Annotated in this window: 16 protein-coding genes and 1 tRNA gene; 13 read left to right on the top strand and 4 right to left on the bottom strand. The window is 74.1% G+C overall.

Annotated features, from left to right (window positions below; all coding sequences use genetic code 11):
* Positions 1–20 precede the first annotated feature (20 nt).
* The 6 genes from glp (at position 21) to P3T27_RS15035 (ending at position 4,555) form a co-directional block, all read left to right on the top strand.
* The gene (gene glp / locus P3T27_RS15060) at positions 21–1,361 is read left to right on the top strand and encodes a gephyrin-like molybdotransferase Glp (protein ID WP_280678475.1); all 1,341 of its coding nucleotides are present in this window, start codon (positions 21–23) and stop codon (positions 1,359–1,361) included.
* A gap of 114 nt (positions 1,362–1,475) precedes the next feature.
* On the top strand, positions 1,476–1,976 hold the full coding sequence (gene moaC / locus P3T27_RS15055; RefSeq protein ID WP_280678473.1) for a cyclic pyranopterin monophosphate synthase MoaC: 501 nt from the start codon (positions 1,476–1,478) through the stop codon (positions 1,974–1,976).
* Positions 1,973–2,476 carry a MogA/MoaB family molybdenum cofactor biosynthesis protein gene (locus tag P3T27_RS15050; RefSeq protein WP_280678471.1) on the top strand — a complete coding sequence of 168 codons (504 nt, stop codon included), beginning with the start codon at positions 1,973–1,975 and terminating at the stop codon, positions 2,474–2,476. Before moaC ends, P3T27_RS15050 begins: the two co-directional genes overlap by 4 nt.
* Positions 2,473–3,099, top strand: coding sequence for a GNAT family protein (locus P3T27_RS15045; RefSeq protein WP_280678838.1), 627 nt, complete (start codon positions 2,473–2,475; stop codon positions 3,097–3,099). Before P3T27_RS15050 ends, P3T27_RS15045 begins: the two co-directional genes overlap by 4 nt.
* Before the next feature lie 149 nt (positions 3,100–3,248).
* On the top strand, positions 3,249–4,400 hold the full coding sequence (glpR, locus tag P3T27_RS15040; protein WP_280678469.1) for a gephyrin-like molybdotransferase receptor GlpR: 1,152 nt from the start codon (positions 3,249–3,251) through the stop codon (positions 4,398–4,400).
* Between the two features lie 81 nt (positions 4,401–4,481).
* Positions 4,482–4,555 (top strand) — tRNA-Ala (locus tag P3T27_RS15035).
* A gap of 130 nt (positions 4,556–4,685) precedes the next feature.
* On the opposite strand, the gene P3T27_RS15030 is transcribed toward P3T27_RS15035, so the two are convergent.
* The 3 genes from P3T27_RS15030 to P3T27_RS15020 all read right to left on the bottom strand — a co-directional run bounded on the left by P3T27_RS15030 (position 4,686) and on the right by P3T27_RS15020 (position 7,436).
* Positions 4,686–5,144 carry a universal stress protein gene (locus P3T27_RS15030; protein WP_280678467.1) on the bottom strand — a complete coding sequence of 153 codons (459 nt, stop codon included), beginning with the start codon at positions 5,142–5,144 and terminating at the stop codon, positions 4,686–4,688.
* 91 nt (positions 5,145–5,235) lie between these two features.
* Positions 5,236–6,111, bottom strand: a complete 876-nt coding sequence (locus tag P3T27_RS15025) for a peptidase (protein ID WP_280678465.1) — start codon at positions 6,109–6,111, stop codon at positions 5,236–5,238.
* 2 nt (positions 6,112–6,113) lie between these two features.
* Entirely contained in the window at positions 6,114–7,436 is a 1,323-nt protein-coding gene (locus P3T27_RS15020; protein WP_280678463.1) for a VWA domain-containing protein, read from the bottom strand.
* A 224-nt stretch (positions 7,437–7,660) separates the two neighbouring features.
* Between P3T27_RS15020 and P3T27_RS15015 the strand changes: the two genes are divergently transcribed.
* The 7 genes from P3T27_RS15015 (at position 7,661) to P3T27_RS14985 (ending at position 16,144) form a co-directional block, all read left to right on the top strand.
* Positions 7,661–8,509: an ABC transporter ATP-binding protein gene (locus P3T27_RS15015; protein ID WP_280678836.1), complete on the top strand. Its 849-nt coding sequence runs from the start codon at positions 7,661–7,663 to the stop codon at positions 8,507–8,509.
* On the top strand, positions 8,506–9,189 hold the full coding sequence (locus tag P3T27_RS15010) for an ABC transporter (RefSeq protein WP_280678461.1): 684 nt from the start codon (positions 8,506–8,508) through the stop codon (positions 9,187–9,189). The genes P3T27_RS15015 and P3T27_RS15010 overlap by 4 nt, the downstream gene beginning before the upstream one ends.
* 155 nt (positions 9,190–9,344) lie before the next feature.
* On the top strand, positions 9,345–9,857 hold the full coding sequence (locus P3T27_RS15005; RefSeq protein ID WP_280678459.1) for a DUF1269 domain-containing protein: 513 nt from the start codon (positions 9,345–9,347) through the stop codon (positions 9,855–9,857).
* A 148-nt stretch (positions 9,858–10,005) separates the two neighbouring features.
* Positions 10,006–11,346: an FtsW/RodA/SpoVE family cell cycle protein gene (locus P3T27_RS15000; RefSeq protein ID WP_280678457.1), complete on the top strand. Its 1,341-nt coding sequence runs from the start codon at positions 10,006–10,008 to the stop codon at positions 11,344–11,346.
* Positions 11,346–12,866 (top strand): penicillin-binding transpeptidase domain-containing protein, encoded by a 1,521-nt coding sequence (locus P3T27_RS14995; RefSeq protein WP_280678455.1) that lies wholly within the window; start codon positions 11,346–11,348, stop codon positions 12,864–12,866. The genes P3T27_RS15000 and P3T27_RS14995 overlap by 1 nt, the downstream gene beginning before the upstream one ends.
* A 247-nt stretch (positions 12,867–13,113) precedes the next feature.
* Positions 13,114–14,610, top strand: coding sequence for an amino acid permease (locus P3T27_RS14990; RefSeq protein WP_348534100.1), 1,497 nt, complete (start codon positions 13,114–13,116; stop codon positions 14,608–14,610).
* 124 nt (positions 14,611–14,734) lie between these two features.
* The gene (locus tag P3T27_RS14985; RefSeq protein ID WP_280678451.1) at positions 14,735–16,144 is read left to right on the top strand and encodes a glycosyltransferase 87 family protein; all 1,410 of its coding nucleotides are present in this window, start codon (positions 14,735–14,737) and stop codon (positions 16,142–16,144) included.
* Between the two features lie 37 nt (positions 16,145–16,181).
* On the opposite strand, the gene P3T27_RS14980 is transcribed toward P3T27_RS14985, so the two are convergent.
* A complete protein-coding gene (locus tag P3T27_RS14980; RefSeq protein WP_280678449.1) occupies positions 16,182–17,954 on the bottom strand; it encodes a penicillin-binding transpeptidase domain-containing protein in 1,773 nt (590 codons plus the stop codon).
* Between the last annotated feature and the right edge of the window lie 58 nt (positions 17,955–18,012).

The following is an 18,012-nucleotide window of genomic DNA, read 5'->3' as shown; positions in this document are numbered from 1 at the left end:
CGACAGAGAGTGAGCCGCCGATGACCGGGTCCACCGAACACACCACTGGGTCCGCCGCAGCCTGCTGCGACGGGTCCGCGGACCCGGCACCGGCGGCCCCCCGCCTCTGGACGGTGGACGAGCACCTCGCCGACGTGCTGGCCGCGGTCGGCCCGCTGCCCGCCATCGAGCTGCAACTGCTCGACGCCCAGGGCTGCCGGCTCGACGAGGACGTCCGCGCCGACGGCGACCTGCCGCCCTTCGACAACAGCTCGATGGACGGCTACGCCGTCCGCACCGCCGACACGGCCGGCGCCACCGACCGCTACCCCTCGGTGCTCGCGGTCGTCGGCGACATCGCCGCCGGCGCGGACGAACTGCCCCGGGTCGGGCCCGGCCAGGCCGCCCGGATCATGACCGGCGCCCCCGTCCCACCCGGCGCCCAGGCCGTCGCCCCGGTCGAATGGACCGACGGCGGCACCGGTACCGGCGCGCCCGCCGACGCGATGACCGCGCCCGTCGAGGACGAGGAGGTCCGCGTCCTGCGCCCGGTCGCCGAGGGCGCGCACATCCGCCGCCGCGGCAGCGACGTCGCGGCCGGAGCCACCGTCCTGGAGGCCGGCACCCGGCTCGGCCCGACCCAGCTCGGCCTGCTCGCCGCGATCGGCCGCGGCACCGTGAAGGTCCGCCCGCGCCCGCGGGTCGTGGTGCTCTCCACCGGCAGCGAGCTGGTCCAGCCCGGCGAACCGGTCGGCCCCGGGCAGATCTCCGACTCCAACAGCTTCACCCTCACCGCGGCCGCCCAGGAGGCCGGTGCCATCGCCTACCGGGTCGGCGCCGTCCCGGACCGGGCCGAGCGCCTGCGCGCCGTCCTGGAGGACCAGCTCGGCCGGGCCGACCTGATCGTCACCAGCGGCGGGGTCAGCGTCGGCGCGTACGACGTGGTCAAGGAGGTCTTCGAGTCCTACGGCGGCGTCGACTTCCGCAGGCTGCGGATGCAGCCCGGCAAGCCGCAGGGCTTCGGCCGGATCGGCGGCGCGGTCGGCGTCCCGCTGCTCGCCCTGCCCGGCAACCCGGTCAGCGCCTACATCTCCTTCGAGCTGTTCGTCCGCCCGGTGATCCGCACCATGCTCGGCGCCGCTGACGTCCACCGCCCGGTGGTCCGGGCGCTCTGCCCGGCGGCACTGCGCTCGCCGGCCGGCCGCCGGCAGTTCCTGCGCGGGCGCTACTCGGCGGCGGACGGCACCGTCGAGCCGGTGGGCGGCGCCGAGTCGCACCTGGTCGGCGCCCTGGCCCGGGCGAACTGCCTGATCACCGTCCCCGAGGACGTCACCGCGCTGTCCGCCGGCAGCGAGGTCGACGTGGTGCTGCTCGGCTCCTGACCCCGGTCGCACGAGGCCGCGGGGCGCGTCCTGCCACCCGGCCCCTCCCACGGGGCGGGCCGGGGGAGCTGTACGGTAGCGCGGTATTCGATCTGCGCGCCCCTGGAGCCACCCGTGACGACACCTGCCCCTGGCGACCGCCTCACCCATGTCGACGACCAGGGCGCGGCCCGGATGGTCGACGTCTCCGAGAAGGCCACCACCGCGCGCACCGCCGTCGCGACCGGCCGGGTCCGGGTCTCCCCGACGGTGGTCGAGCTGTTGCGCGGCGAGGGGGTGCCCAAGGGTGACGCCCTCGCGGTGGCCCGGATCGCCGGGATCATGGGCGCCAAGAAGACCCCCGAGCTGGTCCCGCTCTGCCACCCGATCGCCGTCTCCGGCGTCAAGGTCGACCTCACGGTGGTGGACGACGCCGTCGAGATCACCGCCACCGTGAAGACCGCCGACCGCACCGGCGTCGAGATGGAGGCGCTGACCGCCGTCGCGGTGGCCGGCCTCACGGTGATCGACATGGTCAAGGCCGTCGACAAGGGCGCCACCATCGAGTCCGTCCGGGTGCTCAGCAAGACCGGCGGCAAGAGCGGTGACTGGTTCGCGCCGGAGGCCGGCGCGTGAGGGCCCTCGCGGTGACGGTCTCCAACCGGGCCTCGGCCGGCGTCTACGAGGACAAGGGCGGCCCGCTGCTGGTGGCCGGCCTGACCGCGATGGGCTTCAGCGCCGACGGCCCCCGGGTCGTCCCGGACGGCGAGCCGGTGGAGGCCGTCCTGCGCGAGGCCGTCGCGGCCGGCTACGACGTCGTCCTCACCACCGGCGGCACCGGCATCTCGCCGATGGACCTCACCCCCGAGATGACCGCCCGGGTGATCGACCGGCAGGTCCCCGGCATCGCCGAGTCCATCCGCGCGTACGGCCGGGAGAAGGTCCCGACCTCGGCGCTCTCCCGGGGGCTGGCCGGCCTCGCCGGACGTACCCTGATCGTCAACCTGCCGGGATCGACCGGCGGCGTCCGGGACGGCCTGGCCGTCCTCGAACCGCTGCTCGCCCACGCCGTCGACCAGCTCGGCGGCGGGGACCACCCCCGGCCGGACGCCCCAGCTTCCGGGAGGGCGCACTGAACGCCGGCTGGCCGGTCGAACTCCACGAGGGGGAGGTCGTGCTGCGCCCGATCCGGGCCCGCGACCAGCGTGAGTGGCAGGAGGTCAGCCGCCGCAACCGGGACTGGCTGCGCCGCTGGGAGGCGACCGTCCCGCCCGGTCCGGCCGGGCAGGCCGCCGGGCCGCGCCCGACGTACCGGCAGATGGTCCGCTTCCTGCGCGGCGAGGCCTCGGCCGGGCGGATGCTGCCCTTCGTCGTGCTCCACAAGGGGCAGCTGGTCGGCCAGCTGACCGTCGGCGGCATCACCTGGGGCTCGATGTGCTCGGCGAACGTCGGGTACTGGATCGACGAGGCGGTGGCCGGCCGGGGCATCATGCCGACCGCCGTGGCGCTTTCGGTCAACCACTGTTTCCGCACCCTCGGGCTGCACCGGATCGAGGTCTGCATCCGCCCGGAGAACGCCCCGAGCCGCCGGGTGGTGGAAAAGCTCGGCTTCCGCTCGGAGGGAATCCGCCCACGCTATCTCCACATCGACGGCGACTGGCGGGACCACCTGGTGTACGCGCTGACCGCCGAGGAGGTCCCGGAGGGGATGCTGGAACGCTGGCGGGCGATCAGTTCCGGCCGCGAGTCAACTAATTGAATATATGTTCGAAACAAATATCGATATGGCATCGGCGTGGCGGTGGACTGGCACAAATACCGGCAAAATAGTCGGAGAATCAGCTTGATCACACGACACGCCGAGCCAAATTGCTGCCAGGCCTTCCCGGCGCCCGTACGGTGTGAATCGTGAGCAGTAGTGGCCTTATCTACGCCGTCATCGTAGGGGCCTGGGCCGCCTATCTGGTGCCGATGTGGCTCCGCAGGCAGGACGAACTCAACGAGGCGCGCCCGACGGAACGCTTCAGCACCGCCATTCGCCTGCTGGCCGGGCGTTCGGGGCTGGAGCGGCGGGCAGCCCGGGCCCTGGGCGACGAACCGCGTGAAGACGAGCACGGCAGCGACGGCACTCCCGGACGGGACGAGGCCGCCGTCGGCGACCCCGCGGCGGACTCCGCGCCCTCCGCCGAGCCGTCCGCCGCCGAGCCTTCGCGTCCCGTCGAGCCCCCCGCCGTCGAGCCGGCGTCCGTCGCCGAGCCCTCGCCCGAGCGGGACGTTCGGGGGGAGCGTCCGCCGGCCGAACCGCACGGCGGTGCGCAGCGCCGGGCCCGGCTGCTGGCCCGTCGGCGCCGGATGGTCACCCTGCTCTTCCTGGCCTTCGCGCTCGGCGCCGTGGTCGCGGCGGTGGCCGGACTGGCCTTCCTCTGGGTCCCGGCCGTCCCGGCGATCCTCCTCACGCTCTACATCGGCCACCTGCGCAAGCTGGAGCGCGAGCGCTACGAGGTGAAGCTCGACCGCGCGCGGGCCGCCCAGGCGGCCGAGCGGCTGCGCAAGCGCGAGCAGCAGCGTGCCGCGGCCCGGAGCGCCCCCGTCGCGGCCCCCGCCACCCAGACCCAGACCCAGGCCCAAGGCCAAGCGCAGGCCCAGGCTCAGGTCCGGGCCCAGGCCCCGGGCGCCGGGGAGCGGGCCGGGCGCCGTCCGCACCTGCGGCTGGCCACCGACGCCGGCGAGGCCACCGTCTTCGCGCCGTCCGTCTCCGCCCCGTCCGTCTCCGCGCCGTCCGCCTCCGCGGTGGCCGAGGCGACCGAGCACGAGGAGTGGGTCGACGGCATGCGCGAGCGCGGCGCGGCCGGCCCGGACTCCTGGGAGCCGGTGCCCGTCCCGCTGCCGACGTACGTCACCGCGCCGGTCGCCCCCCGGGTCTCGCGCGGCCTCGACCTGTCGGCCCCCGGCACCTGGACCGCAGGGCGTCCCGCCGAGTCTCCCCGCAAGACCCCGCTCTTCGACCAGTACGCCGAACCCCTGGCCCCGGAGAGCCGCCCCCGCGCGGCCAACGAGTGACAGCTCCGGCCCCCGACCAGCACCGCGTCCCCGGGGGTGGTCACGGACCCCCTCCGAAAGGTGCTAGAGTTTCTTCTCGTTGGGGCTGTGGCGCAGTCCGGTAGCGCACCTCGTTCGCATCGAGGGGGTCAGGGGTTCGAATCCCCTCAGCTCCACCCAACAGAAGCCCCGCCCGGTCGTGAGACCGGGCGGGGCTTCTGCGTTGCCCGGGGCAATCCGGTGCGGGGGCGCGGGAGTTGGCCGTGTGATGGCCGTCATGGTCGGGGTGGGGCGGTGAACTGACGGTCAGTCGCGGACGATCACCACCGGACAGGGGGCGTGGTCGAGGCAGTACTGGGCGACGGTGCCGAGCGGGGCGTCGGGCGGGGTGGAGCGGCCGCGGTTGCCGAGGACGAGCAGGGCGGCGCCGGCCGCGGCGGCGACCAGGGCGGGGCCGGGCGGGCCGGCCGTGAGGCGGCGGTGCACGGACGGTGGGCGGCCGGGCGGTGGCGGGGGGCCGGGTGGGGCGCAGGAGGCCAGCGCCTCGTCGAGGATCTCGGCCGCGCGGTGCTCGCGCCCGAAGCCGTCCAGGGCGGGCGGGACGAGGCCGTGCTCGCCGTAGAGGCAGGGGAAGTCCCAGACGGCCACCGCCTCCAGCGGTCCGCCGGTGAGGACGGCCTGGCGGGCCGCCCAGCGGACGGCGGCGCGGGAGGGCGGGGAGCCGTCCACGCCGACCACGATCCTGCCGTCCGGCTGCGGGGCCATGCTTCGAGCCTAGGCCCGCGGGGCCGGGGCGGGAACGGCCGAGGGCCGGCCGGAGCGAGTCCGGCCGGCCCTCGGGGTGGGGCGGGGTGGGTCAGGGGCGCTGGGAGCCGGCGTAGGGGCCGGGCTGGGGGGCGCCGGACTGCGGCGGGACGGCGCCGTAGCGGCCCGGGCGGTGGCCGCGCGGGTGCCGGGTCAGGTTGTAGCCCAGGACGCCCGCCAGGGCGGCCAGGGCGCCGCCGCCGATGCTCCAGTACCAGCGGCTGTTCCAGCCGGAGAACCAGCCGGTGTACCAGTGCTCCTCGGGCTCCACCGGGGCGGCCGCCTTGGCGGTGCTGGCGCCGCCGCCGGCCGGCGGGACCAGCGGGGCCTTGAGCTCGCCGCCCTCCGGCTGCGCGTTGTCGGCGTTGCCCTTGGCGCTGACGTGCAACTGGACGGAGGTGGCGAGGCCGAGGTCCGGCTGCGGGACGTCGCTGACCGAGAGCCGCACGTAGTAGGTGCCGGGCAGCGGGTCGCCGGACCACGGCTCGGCCCAGGAGCGGATCTCGCGCAGGGTGCAGCTGAGCGCGAGCGTGGCGGTGTTCTGGTCGCCGGTGGCGTTCTGGGTGCCGGCCGTGCAGGACTGGCGCCGGCGCAGCCCGTCGAAGACCTCGACGGACCAGGTCTGCGGGCCGTGCCGGTCGGTCGCGGGGGCCAGGTTGACGGTCAGGCCGATCGTCGGGGTCTGGCCCTCCGAGGCGCCGAACGCCCAGTACAGGTAGTCGCCGGTGGAGGCGGCGACGTTGGCGTCCTGGCCGGGGGAGAGGTTGGTCGCGGTCAGGAAGGACGTGCCGGCCTTGGTGGCCGGGGCCGGGGTGCCGCTCGCGCTCGCCGAGGGGGACGGCGAGGCGGCCGAGGCGGCCGGCGCGGCCAGCGCGAGGGCGGGCAGCAGGGTGAGGGCGGCGAGGGCGCCGCGAAGGGTCGTACGCATGGTCAGTTCTCCCGCCAGACAGAGATCCGCCAGCGCGCGATCCAGCCGAACACCAGGCCGAACACCAGACCGGCGAGGGTGAGGGTGAGCAGCAGGATCCAGCCGCGGCCCAGCCCCATCGCCGCGCCCTCGGGGGCGGACGAGGCGGTGGCCAGGTCGACGGTCAGCTCCAGCGGCAGGCCCGGGTCGGCCTGGACACCGGCCTGCGGGGCCAGCGAGTTGCTGACGACCAGGCAGACGGCCGTCTCCGGCTTGGCGCTCGGCGAGGAGGTCGGACTGGCCGTGACGTAGCCCTTGGAGTCGCCGGTGGACCAGCGCAGGCCGGTGGAGATCACGTCGGTGCGGCTGCTGCCGGCGTCGGTACCGCGGACCAGCTCCTGGCCGGTCGCGCTGGTGGCCTGCAGCAGGACGCCGTAGTCCCGGGCCACCGCGCGGTCCAGGCCCACGCTGACCGAGGCACGCAGCTCCTGGCCGGACTTGACCGGGACCTTGTAGACGCGGTGCTCGGAGAACTTCTCGCGGTCGCTGTACACGCCCGGGGCGAGGACGGGGGCGTTCTCGCACTTGTCGGTGCCGACGGTCTTCACCGGGGTCACCGCGTAGGTGTCGTTGGAGCGGTCGACCAGCTGCTTCACCTTGTCGGTGAGCTGCTCCTGGGTGCGGACGTCGGTGTAGGTGCCGCCGGTCGCGTTGGCGATGCAGAGCAGCTGCTGACGGGTCTTGTCGTCGTGGGCCAGGCCGAGGGTGTCGACGACCAGGTGGATGCCCTGGGAGGCGAGTTCGCGGGCCACGTCGCAGGGGTCGGGCGGGGTGCAGGTGTCCTCGCCGTCGGTGATCAGCACCACCCGGCGGGTGGTCTCGCCCTTGCCGAGGTCCTGGGCCGCGCCGCGCAGGGCCAGGCCGATCGGGGTCCAGCCGGTGGGGCGCAGGGTGGCGACCGCCGTCTTGGCCTCGACCTTGTTGGTCTTGCCGACCGGGAACAGCTGCTTGGTGTCCTGGCAGCCCTGGTTCTTGTCGTTGCCGGGGTAGGTCGCGCCCAGGGTGCGGATGCCGAACTCGGTCTCCGCGGGCAGCGCGTCGATCACGTCGTTCAGCGACTGCTGGGCCACCGAGATGCGGCTCTTGCCCTGGATGTCCCGCTCGTTCATGGAGCCGCTGACGTCCAGGACAAGGTCGACCCGGGGGGCCTCCTGGGGCGCGGCGGCGGCGCCGGCTGATGGTTCGTCGGCGTGGGCGGGCAGGCCGAGGAGCAGCGAGGCGCCCGTTATCGCCAGGGCGGCCAGCAGGCCGCCGAGCCTGGTCTTTGGTCGTCGTCCGGTAGTCACCCGGGAGATCCTAGGGATCATCAGTTCGCCATGGCCAAACGAGTCCGGATCGTGCCCCACCCCGCCCCGGCGTGAACTCCGGCGCGTGGACGGGCGGTCGGAGCCGGGCGGGACGGCCGGGATTTACGCGGGCCCTACCCGTGCTGGATAGCCTTCCGTGCGAACTCGCCTGAACCCGTGCGGGTTCGCCGAGCCGGGTGGGAGTGGACGGGGGCGGGGTCGGGATGGAGCTGGCGGCGGTCGGCAAGCGGTACGGGCGGCGCGGGCGGTGGATCCTGCGCGGGGTCGATCTCGCCGTCGGGCCGGGGGAGTTGGTGCGGATCGCCGGGGCGAACGGGAGCGGCAAGTCGACGCTGCTGCGACTGGTGGCCGGGATCGAGCGGCCGACCGCCGGGCGGGTGGTCCGCCCGGGCGCCGCCGCGTACGTACCCGAACGCTTCCCGCCCGCGCTGCCGTTCGACGCCGCCTCGTACCTGCAGCGGGTGGGCCGGGTGCACGGGCTGTCGGCGGAGTCGGCGCGGCGGCGGGCCGGGGAGTGGCTGGACCGCTTCGGCATCGCGGACCGGGCGGGCACACCGCTGAGCCGGCTGTCGAAGGGCACCTGCCAGAAGGTCGCGGTCGCGCAGGCGCTGCTCGCCGAGGCCCGGGTGCTGCTGCTGGACGAGGCCTGGACCGGGCTCGACCCCGAGGCCAGGGCGGTGCTGGACGAGGCGGCCGCCGAGCGGGCGGCGGACGGTGGCACGGTGCTGTTCGTCGACCACGACCCGGCCCGGCTGGCCGGGCTGACCAGCGCGGCCTACCGGGTCGGCGCGGACGGCGCGCTGCGGCCCGCCGAGCAGGTGGAGCCCGTGCCGGACGGCGGCGGCCCGGTGATGGAGATCGAGGTGGACGTCCCGGGCGGCTCGCCGCTGCCGCCCCGGCTGCCCGGGGCGCCGCGGCCGACCCCGCTGGCCGGCACGGCCGTGCGGCTGACCGTGCCGGCCGCGCACTCGGACGCGCTGCTGCGCCGGTTGCTGCTCGGCCGCCCGGCCGTCCGGGTGCTGGCGGTGCGGCGCCGGGAGGAGGAGCGATGAGGCAGGTCGGGGCGCTGACCCGGTACCACCTGGAGCTGCTGGTGCGCTCGCACGCCTGGCTGCCGCCGTTCCTGACGTACGCGTTGCTGCTGGTGGTGGGTGTGACGGCGGGCAACCCGCTGCTGGGCGACCTCGGCTACGGCGCGGCGGTGCTGCTGCCGGTGAGCGCCTGGTACGTGCGCAGCGTGCTCGGTGCGGAGCCGCCGGCCGCGCGGGCCTGCCTGGTGGCGGCGGCGGGGCCGCTGCGGGTGCACCTGGGCGCGCTGCTGGCGGCGCTGACGGCCGGGCTGGTGCTGGCGGTGGCCGAGGTGGCGGCGCTGTGGTGGCTGAGCGGGACGGTGGCCAACCCGGGGGTGGAGCGGCAGCCGCCGGCCGGATCGGCGCTGGTGGCCGGGCTGCTGACGGCGGTGGTGTGCGTGCTGCTGGGGGTGCTGGCCGGGGTGCCGGCCAACCGGCCGGTGCTGATGCGGCCGCAGTACGGCATCGCACTGGCGCTGGCGCTCGCCACGGTGGCGCTGGTGGCGCCCGCCTCCCCGGCCAACGCGGCGGTCCGCGTCCTGGTCTCCGCCGCCCGGACCGGCCGGGTGGCCGTGCCGTGGGGCGAACTGCCGCTCGCCGCCGCCCTGCTGGCCGCGGCGGTGGCCGGGACGGCGGCGCTGGCCGGTCGGCGGCCCGAGTAGGAGGCCTGGAGGATTCCCGGCAATAGCGGACACACCGTAGCGAAGAGCGAATAAATATGGATAAAGCTCGTTAGGGTGACGAACCGGGGCGCGGGGGCCCGCCGTACCGGCGCCCGGACCCGGCCGGCACGTCCGATTCGTTGGAAGGACCCGCAGTGAGCAACCTCTTCGCGATCGCCTACCCGGACCTCGCCACCGCCCAGGCGGTACGCAACGAAGCGATCGGCCTGCAGAAGCAGCAGCTGATCGACCTGGAGGACGTGGTCGTCGTGGAGCGCCGCGACGACGGCAGGATCAAGCTGCACCAGCAGGTCAGCACCACCGGCGCGGGCGCCGCGACGGGCGCGCTGTGGGGCGGCGTCATCGGGTTGCTGTTCTTCATGCCCTTCCTCGGCGCGGCGCTCGGCGGCGCGACCGGAGCCGCCGTCGGCGCCTCCACGGACATCGGGGTGGACGACGACTTCATGCGCGAGGTCGGGCAGCACCTCCGGCCGGGCACCGCGGCGGTCTTCCTGCTGGTCCGCAAGGCCACCGCCGACAAGGTCGTCCCGGCGCTGGCCCGCCACGGCGGCCAGATCATCCAGACCTCGCTGTCCGCCGCCGCCGAGGCCGAGCTGAAGGCGACCGTCGAGGCGTCCCGGGCGCAGGCCTCTCCCCCCTCCGCCTGACCCCCGCACCACCCGACAGCCGCTCACGTCGGGGCGGACCGGCCCCGTACCGCCGGTCCGCCCCGATCGGCACCCCCGGAGAGCGTTCCGGAGAGGCGTTCCCGGTACCCCGCGACCCCCAGGACGGTCCGTGGCGACACCCCCCGCCGTGACGAGAGCCGCCGCCCGGCCGAGCCGGCCGGTGCCGACCAGGCGCGGCACCGAGCTCGCGCTGGTCCTGGCCGCCGTGCTGACCGCCGTGTTCGGCTACGTCGAGGTCGGCGTCAACCTGGACGGCAAGGTGCCCGCCGACGCGGCCCAGTACGGTGCCGCGCTCGGCGTGCTCGCCCTGCTGGCGCACGCCGTGGTCCGCTGGCGGGCCCGGTACGCGGACCCGCTGCTGCTGCCGATCGCGGTGCTGCTCAACGGGATCGGCCTGGTGGTGATCTACCGGCTCGACCGGGCCTCCTCGGGCGCCGGCGCGGCCTCCACCCAGCTGCTCTGGTCGAGCCTGGGGGTGGCACTGTTCATCCTGGTCGTGCTGCTGGTGCGCGACCACCGGCGGCTGCAGCGGTACGCCTACCTCGGGGCTCTGGTGGCGCTGGTCCTGCTGGTGCTGCCGATCTTCTTCCCACCGGTGTACGGCTCGCGGATCTGGATCGTGATCGGGCCGCTGTCCTTCCAGCCGGGGGAGTTCGCCAAGGTCCTGCTGGCCGTCTTCTTCGCCGCCTACCTGGCGGTGCACCGGGACGCGCTGGCGCTCACCGGCCGCCGGGTCTGGCGCTGGCAGCTGCCGCGCGGCCGGGTGCTCGGGCCGGTGCTGCTGATCTGGGCCGCGTTCGTCGGCGTCCTGGTGCTGGAGACGGACCTCGGCACCTCGCTGCTGTTCTTCGGCCTGTTCGTGGTGATGCTGTACGTGGCCACCGCGCGCACCGGCTGGATCGCGATCGGGCTGGTGCTGGCGGCGGTCGGGGCGGTCACGGTGGGCTGGCTCTCGCCGCACGTGCACAGCCGGGTGACGGACTGGCTGGACCCGCTGGGCTCGATCGCGGCCGGCAAGGGCGCCAACCAGATCGCCCAGTCGCTGTTCGCCTTCGCCTGGGGCGGGGAACTGGGCACCGGGCTCGGCAACGGGCACTCGGTGCTGATCGGCTTCGCCGCCAAGTCGGACTTCATCCTCGCCACCATCGGCGAGGAGCTCGGCCTGACCGGGCTGATCGCGGTGTTCCTGCTGTACGCGCTGCTGGTCTCCCGGGGGTTCCGGACGGGCATCGCGCTGCGCGACCCGTTCGGGCGGCTGCTGGCGATCGGGCTGGCCGCGATCGTCGGCCTGCAGGTGTTCGTGGTGGCCGGCGGGGTGCTCGGCCTCATCCCGCTGACCGGGATGACCCTGCCGTTCGTCGCCCAGGGCGGCTCCTCGGTGGTCACCAACTGGATCATCGTGGCGCTGCTGGTGCGGATGAGCGACATCGCCCGCCGGCCGGCGCCCTTGGCGTCGGAGGAGTCCTGATGGCGCGCAACCGTCCCCGTCCGCGTCCCCGGGGCAACGGGCCGCAGGGCCTGCCCGGCATCTCCGTCACCGGGCGCCGCGCGGGCACCTTCTGCCTGCTGCTGATCGCGGCGCTGTGCGTCCAGGCCACCCGGGTGCAGGTGTTCCAGTCCGACGACCTCGACCACAACGCCGCCAACCAGCGGCTCACCATCGAGCGGTACTCGCAGCCGCGGGGCAACATCCTGGTCGGCGCGGACACCGTGACCGGCTCCGAGCCCACCGGCGGCCGGTACGACTACAAGCGCACCTACACCGACGGCCCGATGTACGCGGCCGCCACCGGCTTCGCCTCGCAGGCGTACGGCAACACCCAGCTGGAGGGGGTCGAGGACGACCTGCTGTCCGGCACCGACAGCCGGCTGTCCGGCTGGGCGGTCTGGGACGCCGTCGCCCGCAGGCAGAACCCCGGCGGGGACGTCTACACCACGCTGAACCGGGCGGCCCAGGAGGCCGCGGTGCGCGGGCTCGGCAGCCAGAAGGGCGCGGTGGCCGCGATCGAACCGGCCACCGGCCGGATCCTGGCCCTGGCCAGCACGCCGTCCTACGACCCGGGCAGCTTCGCCGGCTCCTCCTCGGCCGACCAGGCCGCCTGGAACCGGCTGCAGGCCGACACCGACCAGCCGATGCTCAACCGGGCGCTGCGCCAGACCTACCCGCCGGGCTCGACCTTCAAGGTGGTCACGGCGGCGGCCGCGCTCGCGGACGGGGTGGTGACCGACATCGACGCGCCGACCTCCGCGCCGTACCCGTACGTGCTGCCCGGGACGACCACGCCGCTGGTCAACGACAGCTCGGCGTGCGACGAGCCCGAACTGTCGCTGGACACCGCGATGGTCTACAGCTGCAACAGCGTGCTGGGCTACCTCGGGGTGCAGACCGGGCTGGACCGGATGGTGGCGATGGCCGAGAACTTCGGCTTCAACGACGCCAGGCTGGACATGCCGGTGCGCCCGGCCCGGTCCAACTTCGACACGAAGATGAACCAGTCGCAGGTCGCGCTCTCCTCGATCGGGCAGTTCGACACCGCGGCCACCCCGCTGGTGATGGCGATGGTCGCGGCCGGGGTCGCGAACAACGGGACGGTGATGCGTCCACAGCTTGTGGACAAGCTGACGAGGAGCGACGGCACCACGGTGCAGCTGACCAAGCCCGCCGTGTACCGGCAGGCGATGACCCCGGCGGTGGCCGGGCAGATCCAGCAGCTGATGACCGACGTGGTGGAGAACGGCACCGGCGGCAACGCCCGGATCGGCGGTGCGGTGGTCGGCGGGAAGACCGGCACCGCGCAGCACGGGGTGGGCAACAGCGGGACGCCGTACGCCTGGTTCATCTCCTGGGCCGGGCCCGCCGGCTCCGACGCGGTGCCGCCGGTGGCGGTGGCCGTGGTGATCGCGGACAGTGACGCCACGGACGTCACCGGTGGCGGGCTGGCGGCGCCGATCGCCCGCTCGGTGATGCGGGCGGTGCTCGGCCGCTGACCGGCCGACCGCCGCTGAGCTGCCGTTTAGTCGCCGAATGGCAGATGCGCCGTTTACGAAGTGTCCGGTTTGTATAGCCTTATGCGCCAATTCGTCCAATGCGCCGATCGGGACTGTTCGTTTGCGACACTGGTGCTTTCGCGGGGTACTGTCCCATCTTTGTTCGGTTGGTCCCCGATGGCACCCCATGGCGCGTCGAGTGACCGGCCGCCAGGACACCCTCCCCCCGCCCAGAAGGACCGCAGTTTTGGCCAGCAACTCCCTCGGTGCGCGTCTGCTGCGCCGCAAGCCAGTCTCGTCCCTCATCGCCGAGAGCGAGGGCCGGGACGGCCCTCCGGCCGGCGCGCCCGAGGAGGGCGGCCGCTCCGGCATCCACCTGCGCCGCTCGATCGGCCTCTGGCAGTTGTCCTCGATCGGCATCGGCGCCACCATCGGCACCGGCATCTTCTTCGTGCTCAGCACCGCGGTGCCCTCGGCCGGCCCGGCCGTCATCCTGTCCTTCGTGCTCGCCGCGGTCACCGCCGGACTCACCGCGCTCTGCTACGCCGAGATGGCCTCCGCGATCCCGGTCTCCGGCTCCTCGTACTCCTACGCCTACGCGACCCTCGGCGAGGGCGTCGCGTTCGGCGTCGGCATCTGCCTGCTGATGGAGTACGGCGTCTCCGCCTCCGCGATCGCGGTGAGCTGGGCCGAGTACCTGAACAAGTTCCTCGACCTGACCTTCGGCTTCACCATCCCCGAGCAGCTCTCCGGCGCTCCGGACAGCACCCACTGGTTCAACCTGCCGGCGCTGCTGCTGGTCGCCATGGTCTGCGTCCTGCTCATCCGCGGCGTCAGCGAGTCGGTGAAGGTCAACGCGGTCATGGTCGCGATCAAGATCCTCATCCTGCTGCTGTTCGTCGGCATCGCGCTCACCGGCTTCCACTCCGGCAACCTGACCCCGTTCATGCCGCTCGGCATCGGCGGCGTGCAGGTCGCCGCCTCCAGCATCTTCTTCTCCTTCATCGGCCTGGACGCCGTGTCCACCGCCGGTGAGGAGGTCAAGAACCCGCGCCGCACCCTGCCGCTGGCGATCATCATCTCGCTGGTCGTGGTGACCCTGCTCTACATCCTGGTCGCCCTGGCCGGCATCGGCGCCCAGCCGTGGCAGAAGTTCGACGGCCAGGAGGCCGGCCTCGCCCAGATCCTGCAGGACATCACCGGCCAGAGCTGGCCCGCGATCGTCTTCGCGATGGGCGCGATCATCTCGATCTTCAGCATCACCCTCGTGGTGATCTACGGCCAGACCCGCATCCTCTACTCGATGGGCCGCGACGGCATGCTGCCCAAGCGCTTCGCCGAGCTCTCCCCGCGCACCGGCACCCCGGTCTGGAACACCCTGGTGGTGGGCCTCGGCGTCGGTGCGCTGGCCGCGTTCACCCCGCTGAACATCCTGGCCGACATCACCAGCCTCGGGACGCTCATCGCCTTCTCGGTCGTCTCGATCGGTGTGATCATCCTGCGCCGCACCCAGCCCGACCTGCCGCGCGGCTTCAAGGTCCCCGGCTACCCGGTCGTGCCGCTGCTCAGCGTCGCCTTCTGCGTCTACCTGATCACCGGCCTGCACGCCGACACCTTCCGGGCCGGCGGGATCGCCGTCGCCGTCGCCGTGGTCGTCTACTTCGGGTACAGCATCAAGCACTCCAAGCTGGAGCAGCCGCAGGCCGCCGCGGCGGACAACGCCGCCGACAGCAAGACCGGTTGAACCGGGCACATCCGGCCCCGCGGGGCCGCCGGGCGGGACACCCGGCGGCCCCTCGGGTGTCCGCTCCCGAACCGTGTCCCAGGGCATGGCGACAGGGCCTTGCCCCCACCCATAACCTTCCACCATGGTGAGCACCCGCACGCCCGGCTTCTCCCGCCCGCGCGGCCGCTTCACCGGCCGTTCCAGAACGCCGGCCCCGCAGACCTCCACCGCGGCGCCGTCCGAGCCCGGACGGCCGCCCGTCGGCTACTCCACCCGACCGTTCCCCCGCCAGCGTGGCGAGAGCACGTTCCCGCCCACGCCCGATCGGCTGAATCCCGCCGGACTCGCCTCGATGCGCACCGTCCAACTGCTCGGCTGCCTGGTCGCGGCCGGCTGGGCGGCCGCCTTCCCGCTCGTCTCCGACCTGCCCAACCAGCGGCTGTGGGGCCTCGTCGCGGCCCCCGCCTACGCCCTGGCCGGTCTGCTCTGCCTCACCCTGCCGCGCCGCTTCGCGGCCCGCTCCGCCGCCGCGGTCGCCCTCGTCGGGGCCGTCCTCGCGCCGCTCGCCCTGCTGGCCCTGCAGGGCCGCCACCAGTCCGAGGTGATGGTGGTCGAACGCTCGGCCCACCTGCTGCTCACCACCGGCAGCCCGTACCTGCCGCACCCGGTGGTGGTCACCGACTACAACCCGTACCTGCCGGCCATGACCCTGTTCGGGATGCCGCGCCAACTGCTCGGCGACGGCACCGCCTTCGCCCGGGTCGCGGGGGACGCCCGGATCTGGTTCGCGCTGGCCTTCGTCGCCTGCCTGCTGGCCAGCTGGCGGCTGCTGCGGCCGTCCCGGGACCGCGCCCCGCTGCTGCCGCTCGCCGTGCTCACCGCCTCGCCGCTGATCGCGCTGGCCCTGGTGGTCGGCGGGGTGGACCTGCCGCTGATCGGTCTCTGCTGCCTCGCCATGGCGCTCGCGGAGCGGGACCGCACCGTCGCCGCCGGACTGGTGCTCGCCCTCGCCTGCACCCTCAAGTGGACGTCCTGGCCGGCGCTGCCGGTCGCCGCGCTGCTGCTGTGGCGGCTGTACGGTCGCCGGCCCGCCGCCCGGACCACGCTGATCGCGCTCGGCACGGGCCTGGCCGTGCTGCTGCCCTCCGTGCTGACCCGGGCGGACGCGCTGCGCGAACAGGTGGTGCGCTTCCCGCTCGGACTCACCGCCATCCACACCCCGGCCGGCAGCCCGCTGCCCGGCAAGGTGCTGGCCGGCTTCGGGCCGACCGGGCACTCCATCTCGCTGGCGCTGATGACCATGGGCGGGGTCGGGGTGGCCATCTGGCTGCTGGCCCGGCCGCCGGTGTCCGCGATCGCGGCCGCCGACCTGCTGGCCGCCGGGCTGGCCATCGCGTTCATGCTCGCCCCGGCCGGGCGGTTCGGCTACCTCGCGCTGCCGGTCGTCCTGGTGATCTGGCCCCGGCTGGCGGCCCGGCGCTGGAGCAGCCGGCGCCCGATCCCGCCGCGCCGGCTGCCGGGCAGAGCGGAGCCCGCCCTGCCACGAGGCTGAGCGGGCTCCGTCCGAAGGCCGTGTCGTACGACCGTGCTCAGCGCCCGGCGGCCGCCTTGAGCAGGGCGGCGACCGCGGGGCCGGCCGCGTCCACGCCGTGGCCGCCGCCCTGCACCTCGGCGGCGACCGCGATGTTGCCGCGGTAGGCGGTGAACCAGCTGTTGGTCACGGCCACCCCGGCCACCTCGGCGGAGCCGGTCTTGGCGCCCGCGTTGTCGGTGATCCCGGCCATCACGTCCTTGGCGGTGCCGCCCTGCGCGGTGGCCGCCATCATCGCCCTCAGCTTGCCCGCCACGTCGGGGGAGAGGTTGCGGGCGGCCTTCTGCTGGGGCAGGTCGGCGACCAGGATCGGCTGCTTGAACTCGCCGCTCTGCACCGTGGCGGTGACCGAGGCGATGGCCAGCGGGTTCATCTGGACCTTGCCCTGGCCGATGTAGTTCATCGCCTGCTCGTCCTTGTTGGCACCCGGGTCCGGCACCCGGCCGTCGGCGTTCGGCAGGCCGGTCTTCCACTCCGGGCCGAGGCCGAAGACGTCCTTGGCGGTGCTGGACAGGGTGTTCGGCTTCAGGCTGGTCAGGCCCTGGTTGATGAAGGCCGTGTTGCAGGACACCATGAAGTCCTGCTGCAGCGTGTTGTTCGGGAAGGCGCCCGGGAAGGAGTTCGGGATCGCCTGCGCGTTGCTGCTCTTCTCCGGGCAGGCCACCACGGTGTCCGGGTTGACCCCGGCCTCCAGCAGCGCCGTCGAGGTGACGATCTTCATCGTCGAGCCCGGCGCGAGCAGGCCGGTGAAGGCCCGGTTCTGGCCGTTGGTCGGCGCGTTGGCGAAGGCCAGCACCTGGCCGGTGCTCGGCTCGATCGCGACGATCGACCCGGACTTGCCGCCCAGGTCCGTCATCGCCTTCTCGGCCGCGGCCTGGACGTTGTTGTCGATGGTCACCTTGAACGGCTTGCCGGGCTTGGGCTCGACGATCGTGAACAGCTTGTCGGCGGCGGTCTTGCCGGCCGGGTCGCTGATCACCACCGCGCTGCCCGCGTCCTGGTCCTTGTTCGGGTCCGGCGGCAGCAGCTTGTGGGCGTTGTCCTGCAGGGTGGACAGCAGCGCCGGGGTGATCGAGGCGCCCTGCAGCGGCTTGCCGTTGCGGTCCACCACGTTGGACGGCGGGGCGAAGACCTGCTGGACGGCGATCGTCTCGCTGCCGGACAGGTGCGGGTGGATCACCGTCGGAGCCCAGTGCACGGCCGGGGTGTCGTCGCTCATCTTCACGACGTTCAGGAAGCCGTTGTAGTCCCAGACCCGGTTGGTGCCGGCGAACTCGGCGCGCGCCTTGAAGCCCATCAGCACGCCGGCGGGCCCGGCCGAGGCGGAGGCCGACGGGGAGTCGGTGGCACCGGGCGTCGCGCCCGCCGACGGCGTGGCCGAGGCGCCGGCGGAGGGCTTGGCGGCCGGGGCGGGGGTGCCGGTGGCCGAGGCGAAGGCCTGCGGGGTGGCCGGGCCGGCCGGGGTCAGGGTCAGCGCGCTCGGCTTGACCTGGTCCCGGAAGGCCGCCAGCGCGGTGGTGGCCGAGGTGGGGTCGTCGGTCAGCGAGGCCGCCTTGTCCAGGTCCCCGGCCGCCCAGGCCGCCAGGAAGTCCTTCGCACCGTTGGTCGCCTGCTCGGCCGAGGGCGGTTCGGCGACCACCGTGCGGGGCTTCTTCGCCGAGGACGTCCCGGAGTCCGAGCCGCCCATCAGGCTGTACGCCCCGTAGCCGCCGCCTGCGAGGACCGCGACGGACACGCCGGTGATGATGCCGATCTTCGCGCCTCTGCGCATGGTGCTGCTCCCCCATGGGTCTGCCGGCCGGGCGCAACCGACCGGGGCCGGAAACGCT

The sequence above is a fragment of the Kitasatospora sp. MAA19 genome (genome assembly GCF_029894125.1).
Lineage (GTDB): Bacteria > Actinomycetota > Actinomycetes > Streptomycetales > Streptomycetaceae > Kitasatospora.
This window is presented reverse-complemented; position numbering and strand designations above follow the sequence as displayed.

What these genes read in the sequence shown, in the direction of transcription:
- glp (WP_280678475.1), top strand. Translation starts at nt 21, where the DNA reads ATGACCGGGTCCACCGAACACACCACTGGGTCCGCCGCAGCCTGCTGC.
- P3T27_RS15030 (WP_280678467.1), bottom strand. Translation starts at nt 5,144, where the DNA reads ATGGCCCCGCAGCCGGACGGCAGGATCGTGGTCGGCGTGGACGGCTCC.
- P3T27_RS15025 (WP_280678465.1), bottom strand. Translation starts at nt 6,111, where the DNA reads ATGCGTACGACCCTTCGCGGCGCCCTCGCCGCCCTCACCCTGCTGCCC.
- P3T27_RS15015 (WP_280678836.1), top strand. Translation starts at nt 7,661, where the DNA reads ATGGAGCTGGCGGCGGTCGGCAAGCGGTACGGGCGGCGCGGGCGGTGG.
- P3T27_RS15010 (WP_280678461.1), top strand. Translation starts at nt 8,506, where the DNA reads ATGAGGCAGGTCGGGGCGCTGACCCGGTACCACCTGGAGCTGCTGGTG.
- P3T27_RS14995 (WP_280678455.1), top strand. Translation starts at nt 11,346, where the DNA reads ATGGCGCGCAACCGTCCCCGTCCGCGTCCCCGGGGCAACGGGCCGCAG.
- P3T27_RS14985 (WP_280678451.1), top strand. Translation starts at nt 14,735, where the DNA reads ATGGTGAGCACCCGCACGCCCGGCTTCTCCCGCCCGCGCGGCCGCTTC.
- P3T27_RS14980 (WP_280678449.1), bottom strand. Translation starts at nt 17,954, where the DNA reads ATGCGCAGAGGCGCGAAGATCGGCATCATCACCGGCGTGTCCGTCGCG.